9 protein-coding genes are annotated in these 12,217 nt (G+C 44.7%); 6 read left to right on the top strand and 3 right to left on the bottom strand.

Features of this window, described 5'->3' with window-relative positions:
- Positions 1–497 precede the first annotated feature (497 nt).
- The gene (locus ACVBIO_RS07415; protein ID WP_447172304.1) at positions 498–1,772 is read left to right on the top strand and encodes a CinA family nicotinamide mononucleotide deamidase-related protein; all 1,275 of its coding nucleotides are present in this window, start codon (positions 498–500) and stop codon (positions 1,770–1,772) included.
- A gap of 66 nt (positions 1,773–1,838) precedes the next feature.
- Here the strand turns inward: ACVBIO_RS07415 and ACVBIO_RS07410 are convergent, their stop codons facing one another.
- The 3 genes from ACVBIO_RS07410 to argE form a co-directional block, all read right to left on the bottom strand.
- On the bottom strand, positions 1,839–2,381 hold the full coding sequence (locus ACVBIO_RS07410; protein ID WP_447161855.1) for a DUF1439 domain-containing protein: 543 nt from the start codon (positions 2,379–2,381) through the stop codon (positions 1,839–1,841).
- Positions 2,381–5,017 (bottom strand): phosphoenolpyruvate carboxylase, encoded by a 2,637-nt coding sequence (gene ppc / locus ACVBIO_RS07405; RefSeq protein ID WP_447161854.1) that lies wholly within the window; start codon positions 5,015–5,017, stop codon positions 2,381–2,383. The genes ACVBIO_RS07410 and ppc overlap by 1 nt, the downstream gene beginning before the upstream one ends.
- Positions 5,018–5,184: 167 nt before the next feature.
- Positions 5,185–6,336, bottom strand: coding sequence for an acetylornithine deacetylase (gene argE, locus ACVBIO_RS07400; RefSeq protein ID WP_447172303.1), 1,152 nt, complete (start codon positions 6,334–6,336; stop codon positions 5,185–5,187).
- 276 nt (positions 6,337–6,612) lie between these two features.
- Here argE and argC point away from each other — a divergent pair, with 276 nt between their 5' ends.
- The 5 genes from argC (at position 6,613) to argH (ending at position 12,143) form a co-directional block, all read left to right on the top strand.
- On the top strand, positions 6,613–7,605 hold the full coding sequence (gene argC / locus ACVBIO_RS07395) for an N-acetyl-gamma-glutamyl-phosphate reductase (RefSeq protein ID WP_447172302.1): 993 nt from the start codon (positions 6,613–6,615) through the stop codon (positions 7,603–7,605).
- Positions 7,606–7,626: 21 nt separating this feature from the next.
- Entirely contained in the window at positions 7,627–8,433 is an 807-nt protein-coding gene (argB, locus tag ACVBIO_RS07390; RefSeq protein ID WP_447169679.1) for an acetylglutamate kinase, read from the top strand.
- A 15-nt stretch (positions 8,434–8,448) separates the two neighbouring features.
- On the top strand, positions 8,449–9,354 hold the full coding sequence (locus ACVBIO_RS07385; protein WP_447161850.1) for an ornithine carbamoyltransferase: 906 nt from the start codon (positions 8,449–8,451) through the stop codon (positions 9,352–9,354).
- A 72-nt stretch (positions 9,355–9,426) separates the two neighbouring features.
- The gene (locus ACVBIO_RS07380) at positions 9,427–10,665 is read left to right on the top strand and encodes an argininosuccinate synthase (protein ID WP_447164046.1); all 1,239 of its coding nucleotides are present in this window, start codon (positions 9,427–9,429) and stop codon (positions 10,663–10,665) included.
- 110 nt (positions 10,666–10,775) lie between these two features.
- On the top strand, positions 10,776–12,143 hold the full coding sequence (gene argH / locus ACVBIO_RS07375; protein ID WP_447169678.1) for an argininosuccinate lyase: 1,368 nt from the start codon (positions 10,776–10,778) through the stop codon (positions 12,141–12,143).
- The last annotated feature ends 74 nt before the right edge of the window (positions 12,144–12,217 follow it).

Genomic DNA, 12,217 nt, shown 5'->3' with positions numbered 1-12,217 from the left:
GAAGTGAAACGCAATATCGCCGATGGTAGTGTGGGGTCTCCCCATGTGAGAGTAGGTCATTTCCAGGCGCCTAATTATTCTCGAAAGAGAAGCGATAAAGCCCGTTGCTAACGCAACGGGCTTTTTTCGTATATACGCTGCGCGAAAAGAACGACTCCCAACGTCGAGTAGATTATTGCTCCTGCATAATCGACACTTCCGCCATCCATGACGGTCGCCCGTCGCTGTGCTTAGCCAGAAACTGTATCCATATAGCTCACGCAAACTAACCATTCACTAAATCGACTACGGCTCGGCAAGTTTGATATTTGCTTTCAGGTAACGACTGCTACTTTTCTATCATTCCACAGTTAACATAAAACTCGCAGAGAGCGAAATTGCAAATAATCACAATTGATTATTGCTATTACTCCTCAGCTCTCATAGTTTAGCTGCAATGATGTTGCTAAGGGCTCTGTTTTAGGGCTCAAGCTATAGGATACCTAAAGGACTATCGAATGAAACTGGAAATGATCTGTACAGGTGAAGAGGTATTAGCGGGTCAAATCGTTGATACTAATGCCGCTTGGTTTGCTAGTACGATGATGGAGCAAGGGATTGAATGTCAACGTAGAGTTACGGTAGGTGATCGGCTAGAAGATCTTGTTTCAGTATTTACAGAGCGTAGTCAACATGCTGATATTATTTTAGTTAATGGTGGGCTTGGGCCGACTAGTGACGATCTCTCCACTCAAGCGATGGCTTTAGCAATGGGCGAGTCTTTAGTCGAGAATCGTATTTGGCGTCAACGTCTTGAAGATTGGTTTACTCGCAGTGGTCGTGTGATGGCCGAGAGTAATCTTAAGCAAGCTTTACTGCCTGAATCAGCCATTATGATAGACAACCCAGTTGGTACAGCTTGTGGCTTTGCGGTTAAGTTTAATAGAGCTTGGCTATTCCTTACTCCTGGCGTGCCATTTGAATTTAAACAGATGGTTCATGAGCAATTTATTCCTTTTGTTAAGCAGCACTTTGAGATTAGTGGCGATGTTGCATTAAGAAAGTACCTGACCCTTGGTCAAGGTGAGTCATCGCTCGCGGATACTTTAGAGAAAATAAAACTGCCAGAAGGGATGACTATAGGCTATCGCTCTTCAATGCCGCACATCGAGGTTAAACTCTTTGCCCGTGGTATTGCTGCAATCGATCAACTTAATAAAGCTGAAGCACAAATTCGTTTTTTACTTGGTAATGCCATTGTGGCTGATGAGAAAATGAGTTTGGCGGAAGAGATCCATGCTCTATTGTTAAACTCTGGCCAAAGTTTAAGTGTAGCTGAATCATGTACTGGCGGTATGATCGCCAGCCAGCTAATTAGTTTTTCAGGTAGCTCATCCTATTTGCATCAAGGCTTAGTGACTTACTGCAATGAATCTAAAGTTAAAGTATTGGGTGTTAAACCTGAGACCTTAGATGATCACGGTGCAGTTTCCATCGCTACAGTAGAGGAAATGGCGAAAGGAGTTAGAGCCATACTAGATAGTGACTTTGCGTTGGCGACGAGTGGTATCGCTGGGCCAACGGGAGGTACGGATGATAAACCTGTTGGCACAGTAGCCATTGCATTGGCTACAAAAGGCGGAGTTTATAGTCAGATGATTAAACTACCACGACGTTCTAGGGATTTAGTTCGCAGCTTAAGCACTGCTGTTGCGTTTGATATGTTAAGACGTGAATTGCTAGGCGAGGCGGTTATTGTTGATTATGGCTCGATTGGTCGGTTTAAAAAGTGATCTTTATAAAATAATAAAAAAGCAGTATCAAATGATACTGCTTTTTTGCTTTCAATTAACACGCTATTACTCGTCAAATACGAGTACAAGTTTACCGGGTTTGACTTCTATTCTTTGTGTCATATCGGCAATCAGAGCTTGGTTAGACTCTTTAGTATCTAATACATACACTGGCTGAGTTTCTAGAAACTGCGTTAAAAACCCCATTAATTGCGGAGCGAATGAGCCTATTGCTTTTTCGATATCCTTCGGTTTTGATTCCACTTTGACTAACTGTAGATTACGCAAGTAAACACTGTGATTACTTGCGTCATACCACGGCTCTGCTTCAAACTGTGTCACCAGTTTTGCGCTGATAGGCATCATTGGGTTACGGACGTTAACGATTGTCGCCGCAGATACACCCATAGTGTTGGGCTTATCACCTAGGGTGACGTTAATGTCATTCACACGCAGATCGATACCAAAGATCTGATTCCCCTGTTTTATCTCAAAGTGCATTTCATCACTGAGATAACCCTCGAGTTCTTTTTCTGTGATGTTGTATTGACTGACACAGCCGGTCAATAGCAGTGCCGCGCCCGCTAACGCTAGTTTTAATAACTTCATTAACCTGTATTTCTCATCCCTGCTGCTACGCCCGCAATAGTTAACATTAAGGCTAGTTCAACATTCTGAGATGATTGTTCCTCTCTACGAGTTCTTGCAAGCAGTTCTGCTTGTAAGAAGTTTAATGGATCGATGTATGGGTTTCTTAGCTCAACTGACTCGCGGTTCCATGGTGTGTGTGCCATTAAGCTTTCGGCTTGTGTTAACTCAAGTACGGCTTCAATGCCTGTAGCTAGTCGCTGCCTTAATTGTACACCAAGATGGTGCAACTCTTTTGGCACTAAGCTTGTCTCGTAAAACTTAGACAAATTAGGTTCGGCTTTTGCGTAGACCATTTCTAACATAGAGATCCGAGTCTTGAAGAATGGCCAGTGCTTTTCCATCTCTTGCAAGAGTGGTAAGTCACCTCGCTCTGATGCTGCCTTTAGTGCTTCTCCTGCGCCTAACCAAGCAGGTAGCATTAAACGGTTTTGCGACCAAGCGAAGATCCAAGGGATTGCACGTAAGCTTTCGATGCCGCCATCAATTCGACGTTTAGCTGGACGACTACCTAATGGTAGTTTACCCAACTCGACCTCAGGGGTCGCCGCACGGAAGTAAGACACAAAATCTGGCTCTTCACGTACAATTGCACGATAAGCTAGGACAGACTCGTCAGCGAGTTGCTGCATACACTGGCGCCACTCCGGCTTAGGCTCTGGTGGTGGAAGCAATGTCGCCTCCATTACCGCAGAGGTGTATAGCGCAAGACTCTGTACGGCAAGTTTAGGTAAACCAAACTTAAAGCGGATCATCTCACCTTGTTCTGTGACTCTGATGCGACCGTCTACAGACCCTGGCGGTTGTGATAGAATCGCTTCATGTGCTGGTCCGCCGCCACGGCCAATAGTGCCGCCACGACCATGGAATAATGTGAGTTTGATATTGGCTTCTTGGCTAATGGCGACGAGTTTTTCTTGTGCGGTGTACTGTGCCCAAGCCGCAGCCATGACACCAGCATCTTTAGCCGAGTCGGAATAGCCAATCATCACCTCTTGAATACCCTTAGTGTAACCTCGGTACCAATCGATGCTAAACAACGCCGACATACAGCTAGAGGCATTATTTAAGTCATCTAAGGTTTCAAATAGTGGCACGACGCGTATTGGATGCGGGCAGCCAGTTTCTTTAAGAAGAAGCTGAACAGCTAAAACATCTGATGGCTGGCTAGCCATAGAGATAACATAGGAGCCCATAGCTCTGGCTGGCTGAGTTGCGACCAGTCTGCAAGTCTTTAAGACTTCTTCAACTTCTGGAGATGCATTCCAGTTTGCCGGGATTAAAGGTCGTTTGTTAGTGAGCTCACGTAACAAGAAAGACTGCTTCTCTTTTTCGTCCCAATGAGCATAGTCGCCCATACCTAGGTAGCGCGTTAATTCGGCAATCACGTCTGCATGGCGTTGTGCATCCTGGCGCACATCGAGCCTTAGCATATGAATGCCAAAACAGGCGATACGACGCAGCATATCGAGCAGTAAACCGTTAGCGATTAGGCTCATACCTTGATCACAAAGACTTTGGTATAGCATCATTAAAGGATCTTTTAGATCGCTTTCGTGCCAAATGATGTCGTTTGGTTCTACATCAGGGTGATGGCCTTCAAGTCTGCCATTTAAATAATCAATGGTGTTTCTGAGCTTGTGACGAAGTGTTCTCAGCACATCTCTATATGGTTCGCTGCTGTTATTGGTGTAAGCCTGCAACGCTTGGTTTGCACCTTCCATCGATAACTCGTTTACCAGTAACACAACGTCTTTTAGGTATAAACGCGCAGCGGTATGGCGGTTTCGGTCGAGTACCTCTTGAGTGACGGTCGAGGTGACAAATGGATTGCCATCGCGGTCGCCGCCCATCCAGCTAGAGAACCTTACCGGTGCAATATCGATTGGGAGTTGGGTATTCGTGCGCTCTTCAACTTGCTGATTAAGCTGCCTAAGAAAATCTGGAATGGCTTGCCATAAAGAAGCTTCAATAGTGCTTAAGCCCCAACGTGCTTCATCGACAGGTGTTGGTCGTTCGTTACGGATTTCATTAGTGTGCCAGATCTGCGCAATCAGTTGACGCAAACGCAGGTGGTGCTGCTTTTTTTCTTGCTCTGTTAACTGGGTATTTTCTAGTGCAGCTAATGAATCAACCACTGCAGAATATTTCTGAATGAGAGTGCGGCGAGAGATTTCTGTCGGATGCGCAGTCAGCACCAGATCAATATCCAGTGTCTTTAAGCAGGCTAGCACCTTATCTTGGTCGATTTTACCGCCGAGCATACGTCCTAGCAACTGTTCAACGGGGTCTGGAACACAGACTAATTCGTCACAATTACGACTGATGGTATGGAACTGTTCTGCGATATTCGCCAGATTTAAAAATTGGTTAAAAGCTTTAGCAAAAGGAACGAGTTCGTCGTCGTTTAAAGAAGATAGTAAAGTCAGCATCTCTTCACGAGCGGCATCATCGCCTTGGCGAGAGCTTTTTGCTAGATGACGGATTTGTTCAATTTTATCTAAGAAAGCATCATCTAGATCGGTGCGGATTGTGTCACCTAAAATCTGCCCTAAGGTTCCAACGTTAGACCTTAGCGAGGCATACATGTCTACCATACGTGCTCCATATCGGTAAGCTAATCGATCACAATACCTAGCAGCGCTGTGCTAGGCAATGATCCAGATTAAAATATCGTGCTTGAATGTGTTGTACATCACTTTTTAGGTATGCCCATGTAAGTACTGACTATACTTTGAGCGGTAAAGTGGATGGATAATAGTAATTACTTTATACATGCTTGATAAATAAGCTTTTTTAATAGATCTTTTGTACGTTCGATATACGAAAGATCTAAAAACTCATCAGGTTGATGAGCTTGCTCAATACTACCGGGGCCGAGTACTAAGGTTTGGCAACCTAGCGTACTGATATACGGCGCTTCGGTGGCATAGTTAACCACTTCTGGCTGGCTTTCACTGAGTTGTGCTACCAACTGGGTCCAGCTGCCATCTTTTTTATCTGCAAACGCCTCTGAACCTGGGTATAAAGGCGCAACGCTGATACAGCCTGGATAATGATTGCACACTGGTTCAAGATAGTTGGCAACCATTAACTCTAAATCGGCTAGTGCGAGACTGGGGATGGGTCGAAGGTCAATATGTAGATCGCAGCAGCCACAGATCCTATTGGCCGCGTCCCCGCCATGGATATGTCCAAAATTCATGGTTGGATAGGGCACACTAAAGGCATCTTCTCGATAATTATCGGCTAAGTGCTGTTTTAGCTTGAGGAGTTGTCCTGTAACCAAGTGCATGACCTCGATAGCATTAAGTCCTTTTGCTGGATCTGAAGAGTGACCACTGCGACCAGTCACTCGTATACCTTGGGTAAAATGCCCTTTATGCATATACACCGGCTTTAGGCTGGTGGGCTCACCGATAATGGCATAATCAGGCGAAATTGATTTCGCTGCTGCAAATGCCTTCGCGCCGTTCATGGTCGTTTCTTCGTCGGCACTGGCTAAGATATGCAATGGACGCTTAAACTTATCCATTGGTAGCTCTTTTAGTGCCTCTAGCACTAAAGCAAAAAAGCCTTTCATGTCACAGGTCCCAAGGCCATACCAACGATTATCTTTTTCTACTAATGAAAATGGGTCCTGGCTCCAGCGCCCTTCATCAAAAGGGACGGTATCTGTATGCCCTGCCAGCAATAACCCTCCCTGGCCTTGACCAAACGATGCGACTAGATTGTATTTGTCACGAGTATCTGTCACAGGTACAGACTGGCACTGCATCCCTAAATCGCTAAACCAAGTATGCAATAGTTCTATGACAGCTTTATTGCTCATGTCGTGCTCAGCTTCGAGTGCACTAATAGAGGGTGTTGCAATCAGTTGGCTAAAACTACTTTTAATCTCTGGAAGTGCTTTCATTAAAAAATACCTAAATATATATTCAAATATATTGCATAATTAATTTTGCGTGTTAGTCTATCAAACAGCTAAGACAACTACCACACTTCGATGATCTGTTTAATGAGAGTATATATGTTCAATCTGGTTAAATTAATAGTAATTAAGGTTAATCATACCCACTTCCTGCGACGATAATCTTGTCATTAATGGTGTTCAGCCAGGGCTTAAGTTGTGCCCATTCTTTTTTCCGTTTTGTCATCTAAATTCAAGATTAAGGTTTTAAAGTCATAGACTATGAAAAATATAGCCATTATTGGCGCTAGTGGTTACACGGGCGCACAGATCACCTCTCTTATAAATGCCGAATCGACATTGTCGGTTCAAGGTCTTTATGTCTCTGAAAACAGCCTCGACAAGGGCAAGCCTCTGTCTGAGCTTTATCCGGCTTACAGTCATATATCACTGAGCTTAAATCCGCTCACGGAGGGTGCTAAACAAACTATCGTTGCGACAGCTGATGCCGTCGTACTAGCGACTGACCATGCGGTAAGTTTACACTTAGCTGCTTGGTTTTATCAGCAAGGGTTAGCGGTATTTGATTTAAGCGGTGCATATCGGTTTTCCGATATAGCACAATATCCTAAGTGGTATGGTTTTACTCATGAATATCCTGATGTACTTGCTAATGCTGTTTATGGTTTAGCCGAGTGGAATGCAGAGCAAATAGCCAGTAGTAAGATGATTGCTGTACCAGGTTGTTATCCAACAGCATCGCTAACAGCACTTAAACCTATTGCGCATTTGCTGACCGATGTTTTACCCGTAATTAATGCCGTTAGTGGTGTGACCGGGGCCGGCAGAAAAGCTCAACTGCATACCAGCTTTTGCGAGGTAAGCTTGACCCCTTATGGGGTACTTGGTCACAGGCACCAGCCAGAGATTGCCACTCAATTAGGGCAAGAGGTTATCTTTACTCCCCATCTTGGTAATTTTAAGCGCGGTATTCTTGCAACCATCACGGTGCAATTAGTTGCGGGCACTTCAGTTAGCGATATTGAAACAGCGTATCAATATTATGACTCTGCCGAGCTTGTCACGGTAAAACAAAATCAATTCCCTAAGGTGGATGATGTGGTGCAAACACCCAATTGTCATCTAGGTTGGAAGTTCGATGAACAGAATGGTTATTTGGTTATCGCTAGCGCTATTGATAACTTAATGAAAGGGGCCGCAAGTCAAGCGCTTCAGTGCATAAATATTCATTTTGATGCGTCAGTAACAGCATAAGTTGGGAGAATGGAGGTGAACATGACTAATTTTACAACGACGCAAGCTAAGCCCGTTATGGTGCTCAAGGTTGGTGGCGCATTGTTACAGTGTGAGATGGGAATGGAGCGGTTAATGCAAGCTGCAGCAAGCATAATCGCTAATGGCCAGCCTCTGATTATGGTGCATGGCGGTGGCTGTTTAGTTGATGAACAGCTAAAAGCGAATAGTTTTACATCGGAAAAGCTTGATGGTTTAAGAGTCACCCCGCAAGAGCATATTCCTATTGTAGTGGGGGCATTGGCGGGGACTTCAAACAAAATATTGCAAGCGGCAGCAATTAAAGCGGGTGTAACCAGTTTAGGTATGAGCCTTGCGGATGCAGGAATGATGACGGCAACAATTAAAGATCCGCAGTTAGGGTTAGTCGGTGAGGTTGAGCCCAAAGATGCTAGTTATCTTGAATTTGTTTTATCAAAAGGTTGGATGCCAATTGTGAGTTCCATCGCAATTAGTGAAGAAGGCAAGATGCTAAATGTTAATGCCGATCAGGCGGCAACGGCCCTGGCTAAGTTGGTTTCAGGTTCATTGGTTTTACTATCAGATGTTTCAGGTGTGCTTGATGGTAAGGGCCAGTTAATTACGAGTTTGAATAGAGAGCAAGTCAATGAGCTGACCAAGATCGGTGTTATCGAGAAAGGAATGAGGGTCAAGGTGGAAGCTGCATTAGATGTTGCAGAGTCCATGGGGCAAACCGTACAGATTGCTTCTTGGCGTCATGCAAAGCAATTAATCGCGTTAAGCAAAGGCGAGACAGTTGGCACACAGATCCAGCCACAAATTCAGTAATAGGAGAGCCATCTTATGCAACATTTACTATCGATAAAAGATTTAAGCCAGCAGCAGTTACTCGACTTACTGGCTTTGGCGAAAAATATTAAGCGTAACCCTGCTGAATACAAACATGCTCTAGAAGGAAAAAGTGTGGTGATGCTATTTGAAAAACCATCGCTGAGAACTCGAGTGAGCTTTGATATCGGTATCAATAAATTGGGTGGTCATTGTTTATATTTAGATCAGCAAAATGGCGCGCTAGGTAAGCGTGAACCTGTATCAGATTTTGCGGCCAATATTTCTTGTTGGGCAGATGCCATTGTTGCCAGGACTTTCTTACACTCGACAATTGAAGAACTTGCTGAGCATGGCACAGTGCCGGTGGTTAACGCGTTATCTGATCTTTACCATCCTTGCCAAGGTCTAGCAGACTTTCTAACTTTGGCTGAACAATATGATGATGTAAGCAAGGTGAAGCTAGCTTATGTTGGTGACGGTAATAACGTGACTCATTCATTGATGTTTGGTGCAGCCATCTTAGGGGCTCAGTTAACCGTGATTTGTCCTCCAGGCCATTTTCCAGACGGAAAAGTTGTGTGTGAGGCGCAAGAGCTGGCTGCTAAGCATGGCGGCAAACTGACTTTGAGCTCAGACATTGCTGCGATCGAAGACCATAATGCGATCTACACCGACACTTGGATCTCTATGGGCGACTCTGCATCGATGGAGGAAATTGAGGCCAAGTTTAAGCCTTACCAAGTGAACGCACAGTTAATGCAAAAGGCAGGTGCTAAACACTTTATGCATTGTTTACCAGCGTACCGCGAAGTTGAAGTTACCGCTGAGGTTGTTGATGGCGAAGGCTCACTTATTTTGCACCAAGCCGAAAACAGAATGCATGCGCAAAACGCAGTGCTTGTAACGCTTTTAAGCTAATTAATTTCATAAAAACAACTATCAATCTGCATTAGCGGATCGACATAAAAAAACAGCTAGTAGGAAAATATGATGTCTAATGTAAATTCAGCAGTAAGTAAGCATGCAGGTGTTAAAAAAGTTGTTTTAGCGTATTCAGGCGGCCTAGATACTTCTGCAATCATTCCTTGGTTAAAAGAAACCTATAACGATTGCGAAATCGTCGCCTTCTGTGCCGATGTAGGTCAAGGCGATGCAGAGCTAGAAGGCTTGTATGAAAAAGCTATCGCTTCAGGTGCATCTGAGTGTTACATCGTTGACTTAAAAGAAGAGCTGGTGGCCGATTATATCTACCCGACTATCGCAACTGGGGCGATTTACGAAGGAACCTACCTTTTAGGTACGTCAATGGCGAGACCGATTATTGCAAAGGCGCAGGTTGAAATCGCACGTAAAGTGGGCGCAGATGCGGTATGCCATGGCTGTACGGGTAAAGGTAATGATCAGGTACGTTTCGAAGGTTGCTTTGCTGCATTAGCACCAGATTTAACCGTAATTGCGCCTTGGCGTGAGTGGGAAATGGTGAGCCGTGAAGACCTGCTTGATTACCTCGCAGAGCGTAATATTGCCACGTCAGCATCTGCCACTAAGATCTATAGCCGTGATGCTAATGCTTGGCATATTTCTCATGAAGGTGGTGAGTTAGAAGATCCGTGGAACGAGCCATCAAAAGGCGTATGGACCATGACAGTTGCACCAGAAGATGCGCCAAATCAACCTGAGTATGTGGCAATCGAGCTTGAGCAAGGTAAGGTAACCAAGGTCAATGGTGAGGCTTTATCACCTTATAACGCACTGATGGTGTTGAATGAAGTTGCAGGTGCTCACGGTGTTGGCAGAATCGACATTACCGAGAACAGACTCGTTGGTATGAAGTCTCGTGGTTGCTACGAAACCCCTGGTGGCACAGTGATGTTTGCAGCACTGCGTGCGATCGAAGAGTTAGTGCTTGATAAAACGAGTCGTGAATGGCGCGAGCAGGTTGGCGCACAGATGGCGCACCTTGTTTATGACGGTCGTTGGTTTACCCCATTATGCGAGTCACTGCTTGGCGCATCCAAGCCACTAGCCGATTTAGTCAATGGTGAAGTGGTGGTTAAGCTTTATAAGGGTCAAGCCAGCGTTGTTAAAAAGCGTTCACCGAATAGTTTGTACTCAGAAGAGTTTGCGACATTTGGTGCCGATGATGTTTACAACCAAAAAGATGCCGAAGGCTTTATCCGTTTGTATTCGCTTTCAAGCCGGATTAGAGCATTGCATAGCCAAAAGTAGGTTATTCATCAGTTAAAGTTAGTGAGCGCTAACATTGTTGAGTTAGCGCTGTATAAACATAAAGATATATAGGTGGAGTCATCTCACCTGGCATTAGAGAGGAAGTCAAAATGGCATTATGGGGTGGCAGATTTAGCCAAGAGAGCAGCGCACTGTTTAAACTTTTTAACGACTCATTACCTGTGGACTTTCGCCTCATTGAGCAAGATATTGTTGGCTCGATTGCTTGGGCTGGCGCAATCACTCAGGTGGGTATTCTTACTGAGCTGGAGTGCGCAGAGTTGCAACAAGCATTGAATGAGCTGCTTGCGGAAACGATTGATAATCCTCAATTGATAATTACGTCTGGCGCTGAAGATATTCATAGTTTTGTCGAGCAATCACTGATCGCAAAGGTTGGAGATTTAGGTAAAAAATTACATACGGGTCGTTCTCGTAACGATCAGGTGGCCACAGATCTTAAGCTTTGGTGTAAGAAAGAGGGCGAGCATTTATTAATTTTACTGGCTAATTTAAGATCGGCGCTGATTGAACTTGCTGAGCGTGAGCTCGATGCGGTTATGCCTGGCTATACTCACCTTCAAAGAGCGCAGCCAGTGGTATTTGGACATTGGTGTCTTGCTTATGTCGAGATGTTTGAGCGTGATATTAGCCGATTGCAAGATGCATTAAAGCGCGCCGATACATGCCCGTTAGGAACCGGAGCATTAGCCGGTACCGCTTACCCTATGGATAGAGTTAAGCTCGCGCAATCACTGGGCTTTGCAACCCCAACGCTAAATAGCTTAGACACGGTATCGGACAGAGATCATGTGATTGAGATCTGCAGCGATGCCTCTATTAGCATGATGCACCTAAGCCGTATGGCTGAAGACTTAATTTTCTTTAATAGTGGCGAAGCTGGGTTTATCGATCTCGATGATGAGGTGACTTCAGGCTCTTCCCTCATGCCGCAGAAGAAAAACCCTGATGCGCTTGAGTTAATCAGAGGTAAAACCGGTCGCGTATACGGTAGTTTAATGGGTATTTTAACCACCATGAAGGCGCTGCCACTAGCGTACAACAAAGATATGCAGGAGGACAAAGAAGGTCTATTTGATGTGATGGATAGCTGGTCAATTTGTCTCGAAATGGCGGCATTAGTATTAAGTGGTTTAACAGTAAATCGTGATAAAACACTCAATGCTGCTAAGCAGGGTTATGCTAACTCGACGGAGCTTGCAGATTATCTTGTTGCCAAAGGTATGCCTTTTAGAGAGGCGCACCATGTAGTTGGTGAAGCGGTTGTCAGTGCGATTGCGAAACAAACGCCGTTAGAGGACTTAACCTTAGAAGAGCTGCAAGCATTTAGCGGTGTGATTGATGCAGATGTATATGATTGCCTCACTATTGAGTCTTGCTTAGCAAAACGTGAGGCCTTGGGCGGGACTTCTTTACCACAGGTAAAGAGTGCACTCGCCGCAAAGCAAACTAAATAGCGATTTAAAAAGCTAGCGAGTATAAAAAATGCGGTCATTGTTAACACAATGACCGCATTTTTGTATCTGATAAG

Source organism: Shewanella sp. 0m-8, assembly GCF_052977265.1.
Note: the sequence above shows the minus strand (reverse complement) of the source record. Positions and strands in the feature narration are given on the sequence as shown.

Bases quoted from the DNA above. Each gene is read 5' to 3' on its own strand.
- ACVBIO_RS07415 (WP_447172304.1), top strand. From the start codon at position 498: ATGAAACTGGAAATGATCTGTACAGGTGAAGAGGTATTAGCGGGTCAA.
- ACVBIO_RS07410 (WP_447161855.1), bottom strand. From the start codon at position 2,381: ATGAAGTTATTAAAACTAGCGTTAGCGGGCGCGGCACTGCTATTGACC.
- ppc (WP_447161854.1), bottom strand. From the start codon at position 5,017: ATGGTAGACATGTATGCCTCGCTAAGGTCTAACGTTGGAACCTTAGGG.
- argE (WP_447172303.1), bottom strand. From the start codon at position 6,336: ATGAAAGCACTTCCAGAGATTAAAAGTAGTTTTAGCCAACTGATTGCA.
- argC (WP_447172302.1), top strand. From the start codon at position 6,613: ATGAAAAATATAGCCATTATTGGCGCTAGTGGTTACACGGGCGCACAG.
- argB (WP_447169679.1), top strand. From the start codon at position 7,627: ATGACTAATTTTACAACGACGCAAGCTAAGCCCGTTATGGTGCTCAAG.
- ACVBIO_RS07385 (WP_447161850.1), top strand. From the start codon at position 8,449: ATGCAACATTTACTATCGATAAAAGATTTAAGCCAGCAGCAGTTACTC.
- ACVBIO_RS07380 (WP_447164046.1), top strand. From the start codon at position 9,427: ATGTCTAATGTAAATTCAGCAGTAAGTAAGCATGCAGGTGTTAAAAAA.
- argH (WP_447169678.1), top strand. From the start codon at position 10,776: ATGGCATTATGGGGTGGCAGATTTAGCCAAGAGAGCAGCGCACTGTTT.